18 protein-coding genes are annotated in these 20,281 nt (G+C 73.9%); 9 read left to right on the top strand and 9 right to left on the bottom strand.

Annotated elements, in window-relative coordinates; all coding sequences use genetic code 11:
- Positions 1–11 precede the first annotated feature (11 nt).
- Positions 12–1,064: an alpha/beta hydrolase family protein gene (locus ACZ6PY_RS09990; RefSeq protein WP_466070951.1), complete on the bottom strand. Its 1,053-nt coding sequence runs from the start codon at positions 1,062–1,064 to the stop codon at positions 12–14.
- A 136-nt stretch (positions 1,065–1,200) separates the two neighbouring features.
- On the opposite strand from ACZ6PY_RS09990, the gene ACZ6PY_RS09985 reads away from it, so the two are divergent.
- Entirely contained in the window at positions 1,201–1,377 is a 177-nt protein-coding gene (locus tag ACZ6PY_RS09985) for a hypothetical protein (RefSeq protein WP_466070949.1), read from the top strand.
- Positions 1,378–1,575: 198 nt separating this feature from the next.
- Here the strand turns inward: ACZ6PY_RS09985 and ACZ6PY_RS09980 are convergent, their stop codons facing one another.
- The 3 genes from ACZ6PY_RS09980 to ACZ6PY_RS09970 all read right to left on the bottom strand — a co-directional run bounded on the left by ACZ6PY_RS09980 (position 1,576) and on the right by ACZ6PY_RS09970 (position 5,329).
- Entirely contained in the window at positions 1,576–2,688 is a 1,113-nt protein-coding gene (locus tag ACZ6PY_RS09980) for an acetate/propionate family kinase (protein WP_466070947.1), read from the bottom strand.
- Entirely contained in the window at positions 2,685–4,751 is a 2,067-nt protein-coding gene (gene pta, locus ACZ6PY_RS09975) for a phosphate acetyltransferase (protein ID WP_466070945.1), read from the bottom strand. The genes ACZ6PY_RS09980 and pta overlap by 4 nt, the downstream gene beginning before the upstream one ends.
- Positions 4,752–4,825: 74 nt before the next feature.
- Positions 4,826–5,329 carry a GNAT family N-acetyltransferase gene (locus ACZ6PY_RS09970; protein ID WP_466070943.1) on the bottom strand — a complete coding sequence of 168 codons (504 nt, stop codon included), beginning with the start codon at positions 5,327–5,329 and terminating at the stop codon, positions 4,826–4,828.
- Positions 5,330–5,378: 49 nt separating this feature from the next.
- Between ACZ6PY_RS09970 and ACZ6PY_RS09965 the strand changes: the two genes are divergently transcribed.
- Positions 5,379–5,948: a TetR/AcrR family transcriptional regulator gene (locus ACZ6PY_RS09965; protein ID WP_466070942.1), complete on the top strand. Its 570-nt coding sequence runs from the start codon at positions 5,379–5,381 to the stop codon at positions 5,946–5,948.
- 9 nt (positions 5,949–5,957) lie between these two features.
- On the opposite strand, the gene ACZ6PY_RS09960 is transcribed toward ACZ6PY_RS09965, so the two are convergent.
- The 5 genes from ACZ6PY_RS09960 to ACZ6PY_RS09940 all read right to left on the bottom strand — a co-directional run bounded on the left by ACZ6PY_RS09960 (position 5,958) and on the right by ACZ6PY_RS09940 (position 12,804).
- On the bottom strand, positions 5,958–6,137 hold the full coding sequence (locus ACZ6PY_RS09960; RefSeq protein WP_089009804.1) for a DUF6104 family protein: 180 nt from the start codon (positions 6,135–6,137) through the stop codon (positions 5,958–5,960).
- Between the two features lie 92 nt (positions 6,138–6,229).
- Positions 6,230–9,967 (bottom strand): multifunctional oxoglutarate decarboxylase/oxoglutarate dehydrogenase thiamine pyrophosphate-binding subunit/dihydrolipoyllysine-residue succinyltransferase subunit, encoded by a 3,738-nt coding sequence (locus tag ACZ6PY_RS09955; RefSeq protein ID WP_466070940.1) that lies wholly within the window; start codon positions 9,965–9,967, stop codon positions 6,230–6,232.
- A 256-nt stretch (positions 9,968–10,223) separates the two neighbouring features.
- Complete coding sequence (locus tag ACZ6PY_RS09950; protein ID WP_466070939.1) at positions 10,224–11,048, bottom strand: ABC transporter permease; 825 nt, start codon at positions 11,046–11,048, stop codon at positions 10,224–10,226.
- Positions 11,045–11,983, bottom strand: coding sequence for an ABC transporter ATP-binding protein (locus ACZ6PY_RS09945; protein WP_466070938.1), 939 nt, complete (start codon positions 11,981–11,983; stop codon positions 11,045–11,047). Before ACZ6PY_RS09945 ends, ACZ6PY_RS09950 begins: the two co-directional genes overlap by 4 nt.
- Before the next feature lie 164 nt (positions 11,984–12,147).
- On the bottom strand, positions 12,148–12,804 hold the full coding sequence (locus tag ACZ6PY_RS09940; RefSeq protein ID WP_466070936.1) for a hypothetical protein: 657 nt from the start codon (positions 12,802–12,804) through the stop codon (positions 12,148–12,150).
- Positions 12,805–12,975: 171 nt separating this feature from the next.
- Between ACZ6PY_RS09940 and ACZ6PY_RS09935 the strand changes: the two genes are divergently transcribed.
- The 7 genes from ACZ6PY_RS09935 to ACZ6PY_RS09905 all read left to right on the top strand — a co-directional run bounded on the left by ACZ6PY_RS09935 (position 12,976) and on the right by ACZ6PY_RS09905 (position 20,249).
- Positions 12,976–13,866, top strand: a complete 891-nt coding sequence (locus ACZ6PY_RS09935) for a GNAT family N-acetyltransferase (RefSeq protein ID WP_466070934.1) — start codon at positions 12,976–12,978, stop codon at positions 13,864–13,866.
- Positions 13,863–14,774 carry a lysophospholipid acyltransferase family protein gene (locus ACZ6PY_RS09930; RefSeq protein WP_466070932.1) on the top strand — a complete coding sequence of 304 codons (912 nt, stop codon included), beginning with the start codon at positions 13,863–13,865 and terminating at the stop codon, positions 14,772–14,774. The genes ACZ6PY_RS09935 and ACZ6PY_RS09930 overlap by 4 nt, the downstream gene beginning before the upstream one ends.
- Positions 14,775–14,884: 110 nt before the next feature.
- Positions 14,885–15,724, top strand: coding sequence for a DUF4097 family beta strand repeat-containing protein (locus ACZ6PY_RS09925; protein ID WP_262284806.1), 840 nt, complete (start codon positions 14,885–14,887; stop codon positions 15,722–15,724).
- Positions 15,721–16,350 carry a PadR family transcriptional regulator gene (locus ACZ6PY_RS09920; protein WP_466070930.1) on the top strand — a complete coding sequence of 210 codons (630 nt, stop codon included), beginning with the start codon at positions 15,721–15,723 and terminating at the stop codon, positions 16,348–16,350. Before ACZ6PY_RS09925 ends, ACZ6PY_RS09920 begins: the two co-directional genes overlap by 4 nt.
- Positions 16,351–16,474: 124 nt before the next feature.
- On the top strand, positions 16,475–17,176 hold the full coding sequence (locus ACZ6PY_RS09915; RefSeq protein WP_200206763.1) for a response regulator transcription factor: 702 nt from the start codon (positions 16,475–16,477) through the stop codon (positions 17,174–17,176).
- Positions 17,173–18,717, top strand: coding sequence for a HAMP domain-containing sensor histidine kinase (locus tag ACZ6PY_RS09910; protein WP_466070927.1), 1,545 nt, complete (start codon positions 17,173–17,175; stop codon positions 18,715–18,717). Before ACZ6PY_RS09915 ends, ACZ6PY_RS09910 begins: the two co-directional genes overlap by 4 nt.
- A 62-nt stretch (positions 18,718–18,779) precedes the next feature.
- Positions 18,780–20,249, top strand: a complete 1,470-nt coding sequence (locus ACZ6PY_RS09905) for a S1C family serine protease (protein ID WP_466070924.1) — start codon at positions 18,780–18,782, stop codon at positions 20,247–20,249.
- Positions 20,250–20,281 lie beyond the last annotated feature (32 nt).

Here is a 20,281-nt window from a genome sequence, read left to right as displayed (position 1 = left end):
GGGGCGCACGTTCACCCGGGGAGGGCCCGGGTGGTCAGGGTGGTGACGCCGGGGCGGAGGGCGTCGGCGGGCAGCCGGTCCCGGGCGCGCCCGTCGTCGTAGAGGGTCCAGCGGAGGAAGTCGGTGGTGGCGGCGAGGACCTGCGCGAACCCGGTGCGGCCCGGGGTCAGGTACGCGCCGTGGCCCTGGCCGGGCAGGCTCAGGAACGCGGCCGGTCCGAGGCTGCGGGCGTACGCGGCCCGGCCGACCGACTCGGGCACGACCGGGTCCGCGCCGCCGTGCACGAAGAGCAGGGGCGCCACCGGGCCGGCGAAGCTGCCGGCCAGCCCGCCACCGGCGATGACGATGCCGGCGCGCAGCCGGGCGGAGTGCCCCGAGGTGAACATGCCGGCCGTGGTGAAGCCGCCCGCCGAGTGCCCGGCCGCGGCGAACCGGTCCACCGCGAGGTGCCCGGCCAGCGGGTCCCCGGCCCGGGCGTCGAGGCCGACCAGGTGGCGGATCAGCCGCCAGCCGTCGGCGGGCTGGTTCCGCACGTCGGCCCGGGTGAAGTCGCGCGCCCGCAGGTTGGTCCGCGGGTAGGCCGGCGCGGCCACCACGAACCCGGCCGCCGCCCAGCGGGTCGTCAACGGGGCGTGCAGTTCGGGGAGACTGCGCAGGCCGTGGCTGTAGACGACCACCGGGAACCGCCCGGCAGCCACCGGGGCGCCGGGCCGGGGGACGGGCCCGGCCGTCACCGCGCCGCCGGCGGGGTCGGCTGGGGCGGCGCCGCTGGTCATGTCGGCTGCGGCCGCGTCGCTGGTCGGCCCGGCTGTCACCGCGCCGCCGGTCCGTCCGGCCGCCGTGCGGGCGGTGGCGGGCGGCCGGGTGCCGGGCTCGGCCGGATACCAGACGGTGACCGGCAGCGGCCGGGGGCCGTCGGGGTCGACGACGAGGTGGCGCACGCCCACGGCGTACGGCCGCGGTGGCGCCGGCCGGAAGGGCGGGACCCGGTCGGTGGCGGCGGCCGGGGCGCAACCCGCCGCCAGCGCCACCAGCAGCGCGGCGGCCAGCCGCTGCACCCTCACCCCCTCACGGTAGGCGGCCGGCCGGCCGGTCCGGCCCCGCCGACCGGGCCGACGCGCCTCCACCGCCCGGACGGGGGTGGACGTCACCGGCCCGGCGGGATCATTCCGGTCGCGCCGCTTCGCTAGGGTCACGCCCATGGCTGAGAACTACACCGACCCGAGTGGCAACACCGCGCAGTTCCGCGCCTTCGTGGACTCGCCGGAAAGCGCGTCGACGGCGCCGGAGACACCGTCCCGGCTGCCGCTGTTCGCCGGCATCGGCGTGGCCGCCGTCGTGGTGGTCGCCGTCATCCTCTGGCTGGCGCTGGGCTGACCCACCCGCCGCCCACCCACCGCACCCCACCCCGCGCCACCCCGCGCCACCCCGCGCCACCCCGCGCGTTGATCATGAGGTTGGCGGCGCGAATCGCCCGGTTCCGTGCCGCCAACTTCATGATCGTCGGGGCGGGCGGGCGGGCGGGCAAGCGGGCGCGGACGGGCGGACGGGCGGTGGGGGCGCGGGGAACGGGGGTCAGAGGGTGAGGACCTCGCGGGTTTGTTGGGCGATCTCGCGTTCCTCGTCGGTGGCGATCACGCAGACCGTGACCTCGGCGCCGTCGGGGGAGATGACGCGGTCGCCGCTGCCGGCGTTGCGGGCCGGGTCCACGGCGATGCCGAGCCGCTCCAGGCCGGCCAGCGCCGCGGCGCGCACCGGGGCGGCGTGCTCGCCGACCCCGGCCGTGAAGGTGACCGCGTCGACCCGCCCGAGCAGGGCGTAGTACGCGCCCACGTAGCCGGTGATCCGGCGGCGGTAGACGTCGAACGCGAGCGCGGCGTCCGGGTCGCCGGCGTCCCGGCGGGCCAGCACCTCCCGCATGTCGTTGGCCCCGGTCAGCCCGAGCAGGCCGCTGCGGTGGTTGAGCAGGTCGTCGATGTCGTCCACGCCCATCCCGGCCTCCCGGCGCAGGTGGAAGATGATCGTCGGGTCGAGGTCGCCGCTGCGGGTGCCCATGACCAGGCCCTCCAGCGGTGACATGCCCATCGAGGTGGCCACGCTCCGCCCACCCTCGACCGCGCAGGCGCTCGCCCCGTTGCCCAGGTGCAGGGTGATCGTGTTCAGCTCGCCGTACGGCCGGTCGAGCAGTTCCGCCGTGCGCCGCGAGACGTACGCGTGCGAGGTGCCGTGGAAGCCGTACCGGCGCACGCCGTACCGCTCGGCGATCTCCCGGTCGATGGCGTAGGTGGCGGCGGCCTCGGGCAGCGTGTGGTGGAACGCGGTGTCGAAGACGGCCACCTGCGGGACGTCCGGCAGCGCCTCCCGGGCCACCCGGATGCCGGCCAGGTTCGCCGGGTTGTGCAGCGGTGCGAGCGGGACGAGGTCCTCGATGGCGGCGACCACCGCGTCGTCGATCCGCACCGGCGCGCTGAACCTGCGCCCGCCGTGCACCACCCGGTGCCCGACCCCGGCCAGTCCGGCCAGGTCGAGCCCCTCGATGATCTGCCGCACCGCGCTCTCGTGGTCGGCCGGCCCGCCGCCCGGCTCGCCGACCCGCTCGACGGTGCCCTTGTCGCGGACCTTGTCGCCGTCGTAGAGCCGGTACTTGACCGACGAGGATCCGCAGTTGAGGACCAGGATCCGGCTCATCGCGACTCCCCGGCGGCGGCCTGGATGGCGGTGATCGCCACCGTGTTGACGATGTCCGGCACGGTGGCGCCCCGGGACAGGTCGTTGACCGGCCGGCGCAGGCCCTGCATGACCGGGCCGACCGCCACCGCGCCGGCCGAGCGCTGCACCGCCTTGTAGGTGTTGTTGCCGGTGTTCAGGTCCGGGAAGATGAACACCGTGGCCCGCCCCGCCACCGGGCTGTCCGGCAGCTTGGTGGCCGCGACCTGCGGGTCGATCGCCGCGTCGTACTGGATGGGGCCCTCCACGAGCAGCTCCGGCCGGCGCTCCCGGACCAGCTTGGTGGCCGCCGCGACCTTCTCCACGTCGGCCCCGAAGCCGGAGTCGCCGGTCGAGTAGGACAGCATGGCCACCCGGGGCTCGATGCCGAACCGGGCGGCCGTGTCGGCCGAGGAGACGGCGATGTCGGCGAGCTGGGCGGCGTCCGGGTCGGGGTTGACCGCGCAGTCGCCGTAGACCAGCACGCGGTCGGCGAGCAGCATGAAGAACACGCTGGAGGCGACGGAGACGCCCGGCACGGTCCGGATGATCTCGAAGGCCGGCCGGATGGTGGCCGCCGTGGTGTGGGTGGCCCCGGAGACCATGCCGTCGGCGCGGCCGGTCTGCACCATCATGGTGCCGAAGTAGTTGGGCTGGGCCACGATGTCGTGCGCCAGCTCGGCGGTGACGCCGCGGTGCGCGCGCAGCTCCGCGTAGCCGGCCGCGAACTCGTCCCGCCACTCGCTGGTCACCGGGTCGACCACCTGCGCGTCGCCGACGTCGATGCCCAGCTCGCGGGTGCGCCGCGCCACCTCGTCGGGCCGCCCGAGCAGGGTCAGGTCCGCGACGCCCCGGCGCAGCAGCACCTCCGCGGCGCGGAGGATGCGCTCCTCGGTGCCCTCGGGCAGCACCAGCCGCCGGCGCTGCGCCCGCGCCCGGTCGATGAGGTCGTTCTCGAACATCAGCGGGGTGACCCGCTCCGACCGGCTGACCCGCAGCCGGCGGGCCAGGTCGACGGTGTCCACGCAGCGTTCGAAGGCGCCCAGCGCCGCCTCCACCTTGCGGGGGTTCGCCACGCTGGGCCGGCCCTCGATCCGGCTGGACGCCGCCACCGTGTCGTAGCTGTCGCTGGTCACCGACAGCACGGCCAAGCCGGTGTTCAGCCGCTCGACAAGCCGCATGGCGCGCGGGTCGGGCTGCTCGCCGAGCGTCAGCACCAGCCCGGCCAGGGAGACCTGGCCGGCCACGTGCGCCGCGCCGGCGGCCACCAGCAGGTCGGCCCGGTCGCCCGGCGTGATCACCAGCGCGCCGTCGGTGAGGTGGTCCAGCAGGGTGGGCACGTGCGCCGCGCCGACCACGTAGTCGAGCACGTCCCGGTCCAGCGCGGCCTGGTCGCCGGCGAGCAGGGTGGCGCCGAGCGCCGCCGCCACCTCCGCCACCGTCGGCGCCGACACGGTCGGCACCTCCGGGATGGCGTACGCGGGGACGGGCAGCTCGGGGAGCGTCATCGGCTCGGGCACGCGGTTGGCGACCGCCGCCACCACCGTCGCCCCCAGGTCCTCCAGGTCGTGGTACGCCCCGCGCAGCGCCGCCGCGATCGCCTCGGGCGGCTGCCCGAACCCGTCCACCACGGGCACCACCACGCTGCTGAACTCGGTCGCCAGGCGGGCGTTGAACGCCAGCTCGCGGGCGCCGGCGCCGTCCCCGTCGGCGAAGTCGCTGCCCACCACGACCACCGCGGGGCAGTGCCGCTCGACCGCGCGGTAGCGGGCCACGATGCGGGCGATCAGCTCCTCCCGGTGGCCGTCGGCGACCAGGGCGGCGGCCTCGGCGTAGGTCGCGCCGTGCAGCTCGTCGACCGGCAGCTCCACCCGGTAGCGCTCGGTGAGCAGGGCGAGGATCGGGTCGGGGCGCTGCCCGGAGACCAGCGGCCGGAAGGCGCCGATCCGCTCGACCTGCCGGGACAGCAGCTCGGCCAGCCCGAGCGCGACAGTCGACTTGCCCCCGCCGGACCCCACGCTGGTCAGGTACACGCTGCGCGCCACGACCTCACGCTACAAGATCGCGGGGTGCCCCGCCCGGGTCCTCCGACCCGTCATCCGGTCCCGGGCACGGCGGCTCACGCGCCGGTCGGTGCCAGCTCCCGTTCGTACACCTGCCCGGTCAGCTCGGCGCCGAAGCTGTGGTGGTGCTCCTCCTCGACCAGGCGGAAGCCCCGGGAGAGGTAGATCCGGCGGGCGGCGACCAGCGGGTGGTTGGTCCAGAGCCGGATGCGGGCGTATCCCGCCCGCCGGGCGAAGGCCAGGCACTCGTCGACCAGCCGCTCGCCGAGTCGCCGGCCCCGGGCCGCCCGGTCGACCAGCAGGATCCGCAGCTGGGCGGTCCGCTCGTCGGCCGCGACGCAGAAGACGCAGCCGACCCGCTCGCCGTCGACCTCGGCGATCCAGGCGGCCTCCCGTGCCGGGTCGTGGCCGGCGGCGTAGTCGGCGACGATCCGTGCCACGAGCGCCTCGAAGCTGGTGTCCCAGCCGAATTCGGCGGCGTACGTCTCGCCATGGGCCAGCACCACCCAGCCGAGGTCGCCGGGGCGGCCCAACGGTCGAATGAGAACCTCCGCGCTCATCGTCAACCCTCCACTACTGAAACACTCGTTTCAGTGGCAGAGTAGCGCTGTGAGCCAGCACGAGCGACCCGGGAGTCCCCGCCGCGACGAACTCCTGGAGCGGGCGTACCGGTACGCCCTGGCGCACGGGCTGGCCGAACTGTCGCTGCGCCCGCTCGCCGCCGCCATCGGCAGCAGCCCCCGGGTCCTGCTGTTCCTCTTCGGCTCCAAGGACCAGCTCATCCGTGCCCTGCTCGGCCGGGCCAGGGCCGACGAACTGGCCGCGCTCCGGCGGGCCCGGGAGGCCGGCGGCACCGGCGACTTCGCCGCGGCGGTGCGGGCGACGTGGGGCTGGCTCGTAGACCCGGCCCACCGGCCGATGCTGGTCCTCTGGGTCCAGGCGTACGCCCGCTCGCTGGGCGAGCCCGACGGGCCGTGGGCGGGATTCGCCCGGCAGACCGTGGAGGACTGGCTCGGGCTGCTGGCCGACGTCGACGGCGCAGCGGCCGCCGGTGGGGATCCGGCGCTCGGCCTGGCGCTGCTGCGCGGCGCCCTGCTCGACCTGCTGGCCACCGGCGACGCCGAGCGGGCCACGGCGGTCGTCGAGCGCTACCTGCGCCTGGTCGCGGCGGCGGGCTGAACCGCCGACCTACTCGTCGTCCTCGTCGTCGAGTCGCGCCAGCCAGGTGGCGAACCGCTCGATCGGGGTCTCGAACTCCGGGTTCAGGTCGACGAAGTCACGGAGCCGCTCGCCCAGCCACTCCAGGCTGACCTGCTCGTCGCCCCGGCGCTCGACCAGTTCCTCGATGCCACGGTCGGTGAAGTACATCTGCGTCCTCTCGCGGAAGTAGGGGCCGCCACGGGACGAGGGGCAGCGGCCGTCGTACGGTCGCTGCCCCTCGTGCCGGCGGTGCGGTCAGGTCACGGGCGGGGGAGAGCCGCCTCGATCAGCGCGTTCTGCTCGACCTCGTGCATCTTCGCCGAGCCGACCGCCGGCGCGGCGGCGGCCGGGCGCGAGATGCGGCGCAGCCGGACCTCGGGCAGGTGCTCCAGCAGGTTGAGCGCGACGAACGACCAGGCGCCCTGGTTGGCCGGCTCCTCCTGGACCCAGGCGAAGTCCTCGGCGTTCGGGTACTGCGACAGGGCGGCCCGGACCTCCTCGACGGGCAGCGGGTAGAGCTGCTCCATCCGCAGGATCACCGTGTCGGTCACGCCCCGCTCCTGCCGGGCCTGGAACAGGTCGTAGTAGACCTTGCCCGAGCAGAGCAGCACCCGCTTCACCTGCTCCGCGGCCGGGGCGGCGGTGTCGGCCAGCACCGGCTGGAAGGTGCCCGTGGTGAAGTCCTCCACCTGCGACACGCAGAGCTTGTGGCGCAGCAGCGACTTCGGGGTGAACACCACCAGCGGCTTGCGCTTCGGCGACAGGGCCTGGCGGCGCAGCAGGTGGAAGTAGTTCGCCGGGGTGGTCGGGATGGCCACCCGCATGTTGTCCTCGGCGCAGAGCTGGAGGAACCGCTCCGGGCGACCGGAGGTGTGGTCCGGGCCCTGGCCCTCGTGGCCGTGCGGCAGCAGCAGGGTGACCGCGGAGCGCTGGCCCCACTTCACCTCGCCCGACGAGATGAACTCGTCGATCACCGACTGGGCGCCGTTGACGAAGTCACCGAACTGGGCCTCCCAGGCGACCAGCGCGTTGATGTTCTCCACCGAGTAGCCGTACTCGAAGCCCATGGCGGCGTATTCCGAGAGCAGCGAGTCGTGCACGAAGAAGCGGGACCGCTCGCCGTCGCCGGTGAGCGACTTCAGCGGCAGGTAGTCGTCGCCGGTCTTCGCGTCGACCACCGACGCGTGCCGCTGGACGAAGGTGCCCCGGCGGGAGTCCTGCCCGGCGAGCCGGACGGTGACCCCGTCGTGCAGCAGCGCGCCGAACGCGATGATCTCGCCGAAGCCCCAGTCGATGCCGCCCTCGACGGACATCTTGCGCCGCCGCTCCAGCAGCTGCTGGATCCGCTTGTGCGGGGTGAAGCCCTCCGGCAGGTTGACGTGCGCCTCGCCGATCGCCTTGACCACGGCGGCGTCGGTGGCGGTGTCGACCTGCGGCTCCGGCTCCTCCTCGCGGCGCGGCCGGCTGAGCTGGCGCGGCGTGGTGGCGGCGTCCCGGGTGGCCTTGAAGACCCGCTCCAGCTGCGACTGGTAGTCGCGCAGCAGCTCCTCCGCGTCCTCCACGGTGATGTCGCCCCGCCCGATGAGCTCCTCGGTGTAGAGCTTCCGGACCGAGCGCTTCGAGTCAATGATCTTGTACATCTGGGGGTTGGACATCGACGGGTCGTCGCCCTCGTTGTGCCCGCGCCGGCGGTAGCAGACCATGTCGATGACGACGTCCTTGTTGAACGCCTGCCGGTACTCGAAGGCGAGCCGGGCCACCCGGACGACGGCCTCGGGGTCGTCGCCGTTGACGTGGAAGATCGGCGCCTGGATCATCCGGGCGACATCGGTGCTGTAGAGGCTGGACCGGCTGTATTCCGGGGCGGTGGTGAAGCCGACCTGGTTGTTGACCACCACGTGCACGGTGCCGCCGGTGCGGTAGCCGCGCAGCTGCGACAGGTTGAGCGTCTCGGCGACCACGCCCTGGCCGGCGAAGGCGGCGTCACCGTGCACCGCCAGCGGCAGCACGGTGTAGCCCTCCAGCTTGAGGTCGATCCGGTCCTGCTTGGCCCGGACGATGCCCTCCAGCACCGGGTCCACGGCCTCCAGGTGCGACGGGTTCGCCACCACCGACACCTTGACCGCGTGCGCGCCGTCCGGGGTGGTGAACTTGCCGTTCTGGCCGAGGTGGTACTTCACGTCGCCCGAGCCCTGGGTGGAGCGCGGGTCGAGGTGCCCCTCGAACTCCGAGAAGATCTTCTCGTACGGCTTGCCGACGATGTTGGCCAGCACGTTGAGCCGGCCGCGGTGGGCCATGCCGATCACGACCTCGTCCAGGCCGCCCTCGGCGGAGCACTCCAGGACCTCGCCGAGCAGCGGGATCAGCGACTCGCCGCCCTCCAGCGAGAAGCGCTTCTGGCCGACGTACTTGGTCTGGAGGAAGGTCTCGAACGCCTCGGCGGCGTTGAGCCGGTTGAGCACGTGCTTCTGCTCGTCCGCGCTGGGCTTCTCGTACTTGCGCTCGACCCGCTCCTGGATCCAGCGCCGCTCCTCCGGGTCCTGGATGTGCATGTACTCGATGCCGACGCGGCGGCAGTAGGAGTCGCGCAGCACGCCGAGGATCGAGCGCAGCTTCATCCGCTGCCGGCCGGCGAAGCCGTTGACCGGGAAGACCCGGTCCAGGTCCCACAGGGTCAGCCCGTGCTGGAGGACGTCCAGGTCGGGGTGCTTCCGGATCTTGAACTCCAGCGGGTCGGTGTCGGCCATGAGGTGGCCGCGCACCCGGTACGCGTGGATCAGCTCGTGCACCCGCGCGGTCTTGTTGATCTGGCCCTCGGAGTCGACGGCCACGTCCTGCACCCAGCGCACCGGCTCGTAGGGCAGGCGCAGCGAGGTGAAGATCTGGTCGTAGAAGCCGCGCTCGCCGAGCAGCAGCTCGTGCATCACCTTGAGGAACTCGCCGGACTGCGCGCCCTGGATGATCCGGTGGTCGTACGTGCTGGTCAGCGTGATGATCTTGCTGACCGCGAGGTCGGCCAGGGTCGCCTCGCTCATGCCCTGGTAGGGCGCCGGGTACTCCATCGCGCCGACGCCGATGATGGCGCTCTGACCCTGCATGAGACGCGGGATCGAGTGGACCGTGCCGATGCCGCCCGGGTTGGTCAGCGAGATCGTGGTGCCGGCGTAGTCCTCCATGGTCAGCTCGTTGCGGCGGGCGCGCCGGACCACGTCCTCGTACGCCTGCCAGAACTGCCGGAAGTCCATCTGCTCGCAGCCCTTGATGGAGGGCACCACCAGGTTGCGGGAGCCGTCCGGCTTGGCCAGGTCGATGGCGATGCCCAGGTTGACGTGCTCGGGGCGGACCATCGCGGGCTTGCCGTCGACCTCGGCGAAGGAGTTGTTCATCTCCGGGTGCTCGACCAGCGCCCGGACCATCGCGTAGCCGATCAGGTGGGTGAAGCTCACCTTGCCGCCGCGGCCGCGGGCCAGGTGGTTGTTGATCACGATGCGGTTGTCCACCAGCAGCTTCGCCGGCACCGCCCGGACGCTGGTCGCGGTCGGCACGGCGAGCGAGGCGTCCATGTTCTGCACGATCTTGGCAGCGACCCCGCGCAGCGGGGTGGTGCCGGCGGCGCTCGCCGTCGGCGCCTTGGCGGCCGGCTTGGCCGGGGCGGCCTTCTTCGCCGGAGCCGGCTCCGGGGCCTTCGCCGCCGGCTTGGCGGCCGGCTTCGCGGGGGCGGGCGCGGGCTTGGCGGCGGGCTCCTGGGTGACCGTGGCGACGGCCTCCTGCTGCTCGCCCGGCTCGGGGCGGACGGCCGGCTTGGCCGGGGCGGCCTGGGCCTCGGGGCGCGGGGTGGCGGCACCGGGCGCCGGCCGGTAGTCGGCGAAGAAGTCGTGCCAGGCCGAGTCGACGCTCGAGGGGTCGGCGAGATAGCGCTGGTACATCTCCTCGACGATCCACTCGTTCGGGCCGAAACCCGCCAGTGGGTTCTCCTGCGAAGTCTGCTGGGTCGACACGGCCGCTAATCGCCTCTTTCACGCGGTTGTGAATGTCACGCGGGCGCTCCCGAGCCCGTTCCCGGGCGCACGAGAGACGGGTCCCAGGCTACGCCGTGCGATCGACGCAGGCATTCTCGCCTCCGGCTGGTGGTCCGTTTCACAGAAGATGCCAGAAGTTCGGCAAACGCTGCGTGTCCCGCCCACTCCTGCTAGACAGCGACGGCCCCGGCCGGTGACACAGAGTCACCGGCCGGGGCCGTGTCGGGTAGCCGACTCAGGAGATGTCGCGGCGCCGGATGGTCAGCACGCCGATCACCCCGGCCACCACGGCGTAGCCGACCAGCACGGCGGCCCCCGCCCAGCGCGGCGGGTTGCCCGGGATCTCGGCGCCGCTCACCATCAGCGACGACGCCAGCGACGGGACGAGCAGCTGGAGCTGGTTGATCCAGTCACCGAACTTCGCGGCCAGCAGCCCGATCGCGATGGCCGCGCCGATGGCGCCGCCCAGGTAGAGCAGGATGCCGGTCACCGTGGCGCCGATCTGGCTGCGGATCAGCACACCGAGCCCGACGCCGAGCACCGACCAGAGCAGGTAGGCCAGCCCGTTGAGGGCCACCGCCCGCCAGACTGCGCCGCTGCCGAACTGGGCGCCGACGTCCGTGGCGTTCAGGATCAGCGGCGCGAAGACCAGGTTCAGCACCGTGGTGCCCACCCAGAAGAGCAGTGCCAGCACGCCGGCGGCGACCAGCTTGGCCAGCATCACCGCGGTGCGGTGGGGCGCGGTGAGAAACGTGGTGGTCACCGTCTGGTGGAAGAACTCGCTGGTCACCACCACGATGCCGAGCAGCATCACGATGAGCAGACCGAAGAACTGGCCGTTGGTGTAGAGGTTCGCGGCCAGGCTGTCGGCGCTGGACACGGCCTGCACCTGGTCGGCCTGGTCGGCCGGCACCTCGCCGATGTTGCCGCTGGTCAGCGCCTCGGTCTGCAACCAGTTGAAGGCCATCGCGAGCGCCCACAGCGGCACCGTGATCAGCGCGAAGATCCACCAGGTGTTGGTGGAACGGATCTTGAGGAGCTCGGATCGGACCAGATTCATCGGATCTCCGCCTTTCCGGCCGTCAGCTCCAGGAAGACCCCTTCGAGGTCGGGGCGTTCGGTGGTCAGCTCGTGCAGCTCCACCTTGGCGGCCAGGGCCACCCGGCCGACCGTCGGCGCGTCCACCCCGGTCACCAGCAGCGCGCCCTGCCCGTCGGCGTCCACCGTGGCCGACTGCTCGCGCAGCGCCGCGGCCAGCTCGTCGCCCTGCGGGGTGCGCACCCGGACCCGGGCGCCGTGCGTCATCGAGCCGATCACCTGCTCGACCGTCCCCTGCCGGACCAGCTTGCCGGCCGCGATGATCACCACGTCGTCGGCGAGCAACTGCATCTCGGAGAGCAGGTGGCTGGAGACCAGCACCGTGCGCCCCTCGGTGGCCAGCCCCTTGAGGAAGCCGCGCATCCAGCGGATCCCCTCCGGGTCCAGGCCGTTGGCCGGCTCGTCGAGGATCAGCACCCGCGGGTCGCCGAGCATGGCCGCGGCGATACCGAGCCGCTGCTTCATGCCCAGCGAGTAGCCCTTGAACTTGCGCTTCGCGGCCGGGGTCAGCCCGACCAGGGCGAGCGCCTCGTCGGCCCGACCGCGGGGCAGGCCCGCGGCCGCGCAGATCACCCGCAGGTGGTTGATCCCGGTCCGGCCCTTGTGCGCGCTGGACGCCTCCAGCACCGCGCCCACCGTGCGCAGCGGGTCGGGCAGGTCGGCGTACCGCTGGCCGCCGATCGTGGCCTCACCCGCGGTCGGCGTGACCAGGTTGAGCAGCATGCGCAGGGTGGTCGTCTTGCCGGCGCCGTTCGGGCCGAGGAAGCCGGTGACCCGGCCCGGCTGGACGGTGAAGGACAGGTTGTCCACCGCCCGGACGTTCTTGTATACCTTCGTCAGTCCCGACACCACGATCTGGCCGGTCCCGGCACTGGGGCTTGGCTGCCCGTCGGACATCGTTCTCCTCTCCTGCCCCGGCGGGCTCGACGCACGCCGGTGGGTGCGCCGTTGCGGGGGCGCCGTGCACAGCCTTCCAACCCGGCGCAAGGGGGTCAATCAGGCGGGATGCGTACGCCCTCCTCCCCCGGGGGCAGGAGCGGATCATCCGCAGGGAGGAGAGATCAGGCCGGCGGCAGCGCGATCCAGGTGGCCCGCGCCTGGCCGAGCAGCGCGCCGTCCGGGCCGTAGAGGCTGGAGTGCACCTCGGCCTTGCGTCCCGCGCCGCCGACCATCGCCCCGGTCACCACGCACTCGTCGCCGGGTCGCGGCAGCGCGGTGACCTGCGCGGCGATCCGGCCCAGCACGTACGGGCGGCCGGGCGCGATCACCGCCCAGCCGCCGGGGCAGTCCAGCGCCGCCCACACGGTCGCCGGCACCACCCCGTCCGGGACCCGGAACGGCGCGGCGGTCCGCCCGTCCGGCAGCCGGCCGGGGAAGATCCGCAGCCCCGCCGGGTTCGCCGGCCCGCAGACGTAGCAGCCGGGGAAGGGATGGTCCACCAGCCCCGGGTACGCGGCGGCCGCCGCCGCGGCCGTGGACCGGTCGACCGGCGGGACCACGGCGTCGACCGGCTCGACCCGGCGTACCTGGGCGATCACCTGGCCGTCCGGGTCACGGACCTCGCCGTCGACGACGGTCAGCGGGGTCTCCAGCGGTGGCGGCTTGCGCAACGTGACCTCCACCGGACCCCGGTCGTCCACCGCGGCGGCGAAGATCCCGGCGCTCCAGCCGCCGTTGCCCGAGCCGTCCGGTCCGTGGAAACGGGACTCGATGATCACGTGGCACCTCCCGGGGGTCGGCCGGCGTCGTCGCCGGGTCCGCCCGGGCAGCCTCGCACGCCGGTGCCGGCCCGCCGCGGGTGAGGGGCGTGCCGGAGCGCCGACCGGCGTTCACCGGATCGACACCCCTCATCCCCGGGGCCGGCACCCGGGCACCTTACACAGATACCCATGGCCGTTCTGCACGCCGCTGGCGCACCCCTCACGACCAGCGGATACACCCTGCTGATCGCCGACGACCCGACCCTGGTCGCGGCCGCGCAACGCCTGCGCCACGAGGTGTTCGCCAGCGAACTCGGCGCCACCCTGCACCCGGGGGCCGCCGGGCTCGACACCGACGAGTTCGACGCGTACTGCGACCACCTGGTCGTGCTGCGCGAGGGCACCGACGAGGTGGTCGGCACCTACCGGCTGCTGCCGCCCGGACGCACCGACCGCCGGTACGCCGACGGCGAGTTCGACCTGACCCCGCTGGCCCCGCTCCGCGACGGCCTGGTCGAGGCGGGCCGGTCCTGCGTGCACCCGGACCACCGCTCCGGCGCCGTGATCAACCTGATGTGGGCCGGGATCACCCGCTACCTGCACCTGCGCGGCTCCCGGTGGCTGGGTGGCTGCGCCTCGGTGCCGGTGGCCGACGGCGGGATCGCGGCCGCCGAGGTGTGGTCCCAGGTCACCGCGCGGCACCTGGCCCCGCCGCCCCTGCGCGTGACGCCCCGCCGCCCCTGGTTCGCCGAGCCGGCCGCCGCCGGACGCGCCGAGCCGGAGTTGTCGCCCGACGGCTCCAGGTCGCGGCGCGGCGTCAGACGCGCCGAGCTGGAGTTGTCGCCCGACGGCTCCAGGTCGCAGCGCGGCGTCAGACGCGCCGAGCTGGAGTTGTCGCCCGCCGAGAGGCGCGCGCTCGTCCCGCCGCTGCTCCGCGGTTACCTGCGGCTCGGCGCCTGGGTCGGCGGGGAGCCGGCGTACGACCCGGACTTCGGCTGCGCCGACTTCTACGTGCTGTTCTCCCTGGACCGGATGAACCCCCGCTACCTGAGGCACTTCCTGGGCGGGGCGGCGTCGTGACCGGCGACGGGCTCTGGCGTCCCGCCTCGGGCTGCGGGCCGGGCTGCCTGCCGGCGGCCCCCGCGCCGGACGTGTCGCTGCCGCGCCGGGTGGGGCGGCTGCTCGGCGTACTCGGGATGCTGTCGGCCGGGGTCGGCCTGGCCGCGCTGTTGCCGCTGCTGCCGGCCCGCGGCCGGCGGGCCGCGCTGCGCCGCTGGGCCCGGGGCACGCTGCGCGCCCTCGGCGTGCGGCTGGCGGTGCGCGGCCGGCTGCCGCGCCCACCGGCGCTGCTGGTCGCCAACCACGTCTCCTGGCTGGACATCCTCGCGGTGCTCGCGGTCGCCCCGGCCCGGATGCTGGCGAAGCGGGAGGTCCGCGACTGGCCGGTGCTGGGCCCGCTGGCCGCCGCGGCCGGCACGGTCTTCGTGGACCGGTCCCGGCCGCGCGACCTGCCGGCCACCGTCGGCCGGGTGGCCGGCGCGCTGCGTGCCGGCCACTCCGTGGCGGTGTTCCCGGAGGGCACGACCTGGTGCGGGGTGGCGGCCGGCTGCCGGCCGGGCCGGGGCTTCCGCCCGGCGGTGTTCCAGGCCGCGGTGGACGCGGGCGCGCCGGTGGTCCCGCTCCGGCTCGCCTACCGGTACGCGGGCGACGCGAGCACCCTGCCCGCGTTCCTCGGTGAGGAGACGCTCTGGGCGTCGGTCCGCCGGGTGCTCGGCGCGCGGGACCTGAGCGTCGCGGTGACGGTGGCCGCCGCGCTGTACCCGGCCGCCGGGGCGGACCGGCGGATGCTGGCCCGGGCGGCCGAGTCGGCCGTCCACCCGAGTCCGGTCCGGACGCCCGCCCGGCGGGCGGTGACCGGCGGGCGGATCGTCCGGCCGGCGGCGCCGGTCCGGGTCGGGGTGGAGGCGGAGCTGGACCTGGCCGCCTGACGCGTACGCGACACAGTCGCGACAGTCTTGTTCAGTCGCGATGTATCGCGTTATGCTTCCCCCGTCACGCGACGCACCGCCGATCGGCGCGTCACCGAGGGGAGGACGCCATGACCACCTGGATGGTCGACAGCCCGCAACGGCTCACCATGGACGAGCCGGTCACCCGGCTGGACGTCCGACTCGTCAGCGGCCGGCTCAACGTGGTCGGCACCGACGGACCGGCCCGGGTGGACGTCACCCGGATCAGCCGTCGGCCGGTCCGCGTCGAGCTGCGCGACGGCCGGCTCACCGTCGGCCACGAGCGGATGCCCCGCTGGCCGGGGATGCTCTGGTGGCTCGGCCAGCTCGGCCGCCGGTTCCGGGCCGAGGTCTCCATCGCCGTACCCGCGCACGTGCTGGCCGACCTGCAACTGGTGGACGGCTCGCTGGTCGCCTCCGGCCTGCGCCGGGACACCCGGGTCGACGTCACCTCCGGCCAGGTCACCCTCATGGGGCTGCGCGGTCACACCTCCGCGAAGGTCATCTCCGGTCCCGTCGAGGCGCTCGGCGTCGGCGGCGACCTCAACCTGGAGACGGTCTCCGGCGAGCTGATCCTCGCCGACAGCGCGCCCGAGCGCGTCCGCGCCCACGCCGTCTCGGGGTCGATCACCTGCGACCTGGACAACCCGCGGGGCAGCGACATCCGGCTCAGCGCGATCTCCGGCAGCATCACGGTCCGGGTCCGCGAGGACAGCGACCTCACCGTCCACCTGCACACCACCTCCGGCCGGATCACCAGCGGCTTCCCGCAGATCTGCGGCGGCCAGCACGGGTTCGGCGCGGTGAAGGACAGCCACGGGGTGCTCGGCGGCGGCGCCGGTAAGCTCTGGGCGTCCGCGACGTCCGGCAGCATCGCGCTGCTCGCCCGACCCGTCGAGGACGCCGACGACCTGGAGGAGCTGCCGTGACCGCCGTGTTCAGTCACGGGCGGCTCCGGCTCTACCTGCTCAAGCTGCTCGACGACGGCCCGAAGCACGGGTACGAGCTGATCCGCCTGCTGGAGGACCGTTTCCTCGGCCTCTACGCGCCCAGTGCCGGCACCATCTATCCCCGCCTGCAACGGCTGGAGGTGGAGGGGCTGGTCAGCCACACCGCCGCCGGTGGCCGCAAGGTCTACGAGATCACCGAGGCGGGCCGGGCCGAGCTGCGGCAGCGCGCCGACGAGCTGGCCACCCTGGAATCCGACATCACCGCCTCGGTGGCGGACCTCTCCACGCTCGCCGGCGAGATCCGCACCGAAGTGAGCGGCTCGGTGCGCGACCTCAAGCGGGAGCTGCGCGAGGCGGCGCGGCAGACCCGGCAGGCCCGCTGGGCGCCCCCGCCGCCGACCACCCGACCACCCGCCAACGGCGGCCCGGGCCGGACCGCCGAGTCGCCCCTGCTGGCCGAGTTCGACAAGCGGCTGGCCGCGTTCACCGTCGAGGTCGGCGCGCTGGTACGGGCGGGCCGGCTCACCGACACCCAGCTCCGCACGGCCATCCGCCTGCTCGACGGGGCCCTGGACGGGCTCCGCCGGCTGCTCCGCCAGACGTGACGCCGAGGGTGCCCCCCACCGGGGAGGCACCCTCGGCGGTCGGGGTGGCGGGGCGCGGCGGCTCACAGGTTGTTTCCAGGATCCACCCAGCGTGGCCGCAGCCGGAGCGCGGATGATGGGTGCCATGGTGGCTACCCAGACCGAGGCCAGACTGCTCGTCGTCGAGGACGACCCCAACATCCTCGAACTGCTCTCCGCGAGCCTGCGCTTCGCCGGCTTCGACGTCGCCACCGCGACCAGCGGCAGCGCGGCGCTCCACGCCGCCAAGGACCACCGGCCCGACCTGGTCGTGCTCGACGTGATGCTGCCCGACCTGGACGGCTTCGAGGTCATCAGGATGCTCCGCGAGGGTGGCACGCGCACCCCGGTGGTCTTCCTCACCGCCCGGGACGCCACCGACGACAAGATCCGGGGGTTGACCCTGGGCGGCGACGACTACGTCACCAAGCCGTTCAGCCTGGAGGAGCTGACCGCCCGGATCCGGGCGGTGCTGCGGCGCACCGCCACCGGCGAGCACGCGCCCTCCCGGCTGACCTTCGCCGACCTGGAGCTGGACGAGGAGACCCACGAGGTGCACCGCGCCGGCCAGCGGGTGCAGCTCTCGCCCACCGAGTTCAAGCTGTTGCGTTATCTGATGCTCAACGCCAACCGGGTGCTCTCCAAGGCGCAGATCCTCGACCACGTCTGGAACTACGACTTCCGCGGCGACGACAACATCGTCGAGTCCTACATCTCCTACCTGCGGCGCAAGGTCGACAACACCCAGCCCCGGCTCATCCACACGCTGCGCGGGGTCGGATACGTGTTGCGCAAGCCGGCGGCGTGAACGCCGTCCACGACGCGAAGGGCCGGCTGCGCAGCATCCCGCTGCGGGTGAAGCTGGTCGCCTCGGTGCTCGCGCTGGTCGCCGCGGCGCTGGTGGTGATCAGCGTCTCCACCGCGTACTTCCTGCACAGCTACCTGGTCGGTCAGATCGACTCCGAGCTGCGTGACTCGGTGAACCGGTTCGAGTCGATTCCGCCGACCGGCATCACCCTGCCCAGCGACTACCTCGTGGTGCTGACCGACCGGGGCACCGGGGAGATCAAGGGCGTCGCCTACGACACCACGCGCTTCCAGGAACGGGATCTGCCCAACTGGCCGGCCGACGCGGTCGGCTTCCAGAAGCTGGAGGGTGACCCGTTCACCGTCCGCGCCCGGGACAGCTCGGTCCGCTGGCGGGTGCTCTACACCCAGCTGCCGAACGGGCAGATGGCCGTGATCGGCGAGCACCTGACCGACGTCGACCTCGCGGTGAAGCAGCTCGTCTGGATCGACCTGCTGGTGGGTGGGGCGGTCCTGATCATCCTGGCCTCGGTCGGCGCGGGCATCGTGCGTACCAGCCTGAAGCCCCTCGTGGAGATCGAGCGGACCGCGGCGGCCATCGCCGGCGGCGACCTGACCCAGCGGGTGCCCGACCCCGAGGAGGGCCGGCCCTGCCCGACCTCCGAGCTGGGTCGGCTCTCCCGGGCGCTGAACGCCATGCTCGCCCAGATCGAGGCGGCGTTCACGGCGCGGGCGGCCTCCGAGGCGGCGGCGCGCAGCGCCGAGGTCAGCGCCCGGGATGCCGCCGCCGCGGCGCAGGCGTCCGAGGCGCGGGCCCGCCGCTCCGAGGAGCGGATGCGGCAGTTCATCGCCGACGCCTCGCACGAGCTGCGCACGCCGCTGACCACCATCCGGGGCTTCGCCGAGCTGTACCGGCAGGGCGCGGCCCGGGCGCCCGAGCAGACCGCCGGGCTGCTGCGCCGGATCGAGGACGAGGCGTCCCGGATGGGCCTGCTCGTGGAGGACCTGCTGCTGCTGGCCCGGATGGACCGCGAGCGGCCCATCGCGCTGGCGCCGGTCGAGCTGCCGGTGCTCGCCTCGGACGCCGTGCAGGCGGCGCGGGCCGTGGAGCCGGACCGGAGCATCACGCTGGAGATCGAGCCGGGCGTCGGCCCGCTGGTGGTGCTCGGCGACGACGCCCGGCTGCGCCAGGTGATCGGCAACCTCATGACCAACGCGCTCACGCACACCCCGCCGGACACCGCGGTGACCCTGCGGCTGCGGACGGAGCCGGGGAACCTGGCCGTGGTGGAGGTGGCCGACACCGGTCCCGGGCTTACCCCGGAGCAGGCCGAGCGGGTGTTCGAGCGGTTCTACCGGGTGGACGCGGCGCGCACCCGGCGGGCGGGCGGGCCGACCAGTACGGGTCTCGGGCTGGCCATCGTCGCCGCGCTGGTGGCCGCGCACCACGGCACCGTCGAGGTGGCCGAGACGCCGGGTGGCGGGGCCACCTTCCGGGTGAAGCTGCCGCTGCTGCCCGAGGCGCCCGAGCCCGGCGAGTGACTTTCAGAAAACATTCAGGCGGGTTCCAGCCTGGTTGCAGTGCCGAGGGAGAAGGTGGAGTCATGACCGACCACGAAACCGATCCGCAGCGGTCGCCGGTTCCCGCCGACGCCGAGCCGTCGCACCCGACCGCCGAGCTGCCCCGCACCGAGAGCGGGCAGTCGGACCCCACCGTCACCCCGGCCACCGCGCCGGTTCCGGCCGACTCCCCGGCCGCCGGAACCACCGCCCCGGCCGGACACACCGAGGCGACCACGCCGGCCAGCCCGTACGCGCCGCCGGCGGCCACGCCGTACCCGGTGTCCGGGCAGCCGCAGCCCTGGTACGGGGCGCAGCAGCAGAGCGGCTGGGCGCACCAGGGCGGCACCGGCTACGCGCCGCAGGCCGGCGGGCCGGTCCCGCCGTACCAGACGCACCAGCCGTACCAGCAGCACCAGGCCGGGCAGCCGGTCCCGCCGTGGGGCCCGCAGCAGCCGGCGCGGCCCAGCCGGGCCGGGAAGTTCATCGGCGCCGGGGCGCTCGCGCTGGCGCTGATGCTCGGCTCCGGCGTGGCCGGGGGCGCGCTCGCCCTCGCCCTCGACGGCGACGGGACCGTGACCCGCACCTACACGGCCGCCCCCGTGCTCAACAGCGCCGACCTGCCGAAGATCGCGGCCGCCGTCCAGGACAGCATCGTCACGATCATGACGGACAGCGGTGAGGGCTCCGGGGTGATCCTCAGCGCCGACGGGTACGTCCTGACCAACAACCACGTGGTCGCCTCCGCCAGCGGCGACACGGTGAAGGTGGTCTTCGCCGACGGCAAGACCGCCCAGGCGAAGATCGTCGGCACCGACCCGAAGACCGACCTGGGCGTGGTCAAGGCCAGCGGGGTGAGCGACCTGAAGGCGGCCAAGTTCGGCGACAGCGACGCCATGCAGGTCGGCGACCAGGTGCTCGCCCTGGGCAGCCCGCTCGGCCTCCAGGGCTCGGTCACCGCCGGCATCCTGAGCGCCCGCGACCGCACCATCCAGGCCGGCGAGGGCGGCCAGCAGCAGGCCCCGCAGCAGGGCGCCAGCTCGATCTCCGGCCTGCTCCAGACCGACGCCCCGATCAACCCGGGCAACTCCGGCGGCGCGCTGGTCAACACCCGGGGCGAGGTGATCGGCATCAACACCGCCATCGCCACGGCCGGGCAGGGTAGCAACGGCAACATCGGCGTCGGCTTCGCCATCCCGAGCAACAAGGCCAAGGACGTGGCCGAGAAGCTCCAGCGCGGCGAGAAGGTCAGCCACCCGTCCCTCGGCGTCAGCGTGGCCGCGGCGGAGGACGGCGGCGCGCTGGTCTCCGACGTGGTCGCGGGCAGCGCCGCCGACAAGGCCGGGCTCCAGCGGGGCGACGTGATCACCAAGTTCGGCGACAAGGTGATCAACGACTCCAACGACCTGGTCGGCGCCGTGCAGGCCGGCAAGGTCGGCGACCGGGTCGAGGTCCAGTTCAAGCGGAACGGATCGGCCGAGACGGCAACCGTGACGCTCGCCGAGACGTCATAACACCAGACCTGCCTCCTCCACGGGCGGCGGGT

The organism is Micromonospora sp. NPDC048907 (genome assembly GCF_055586885.1).
Note: the sequence above shows the minus strand (reverse complement) of the source record. Positions and strands in the feature narration are given on the sequence as shown.

What these genes read in the sequence shown, in the direction of transcription:
- ACZ6PY_RS09960 (WP_089009804.1), bottom strand. Translation starts at nt 6,137, where the DNA reads ATGTACTTCACCGACCGTGGCATCGAGGAACTGGTCGAGCGCCGGGGC.
- ACZ6PY_RS09980 (WP_466070947.1), bottom strand. Translation starts at nt 2,688, where the DNA reads ATGAGCCGGATCCTGGTCCTCAACTGCGGATCCTCGTCGGTCAAGTAC.
- ACZ6PY_RS09915 (WP_200206763.1), top strand. Translation starts at nt 16,475, where the DNA reads ATGGTGGCTACCCAGACCGAGGCCAGACTGCTCGTCGTCGAGGACGAC.
- ACZ6PY_RS09950 (WP_466070939.1), bottom strand. Translation starts at nt 11,048, where the DNA reads ATGAATCTGGTCCGATCCGAGCTCCTCAAGATCCGTTCCACCAACACC.
- ACZ6PY_RS09935 (WP_466070934.1), top strand. Translation starts at nt 12,976, where the DNA reads ATGGCCGTTCTGCACGCCGCTGGCGCACCCCTCACGACCAGCGGATAC.
- ACZ6PY_RS09905 (WP_466070924.1), top strand. Translation starts at nt 18,780, where the DNA reads ATGACCGACCACGAAACCGATCCGCAGCGGTCGCCGGTTCCCGCCGAC.
- ACZ6PY_RS09945 (WP_466070938.1), bottom strand. Translation starts at nt 11,983, where the DNA reads ATGTCCGACGGGCAGCCAAGCCCCAGTGCCGGGACCGGCCAGATCGTG.
- ACZ6PY_RS09925 (WP_262284806.1), top strand. Translation starts at nt 14,885, where the DNA reads ATGACCACCTGGATGGTCGACAGCCCGCAACGGCTCACCATGGACGAG.
- ACZ6PY_RS09970 (WP_466070943.1), bottom strand. Translation starts at nt 5,329, where the DNA reads ATGAGCGCGGAGGTTCTCATTCGACCGTTGGGCCGCCCCGGCGACCTC.
- ACZ6PY_RS09985 (WP_466070949.1), top strand. Translation starts at nt 1,201, where the DNA reads ATGGCTGAGAACTACACCGACCCGAGTGGCAACACCGCGCAGTTCCGC.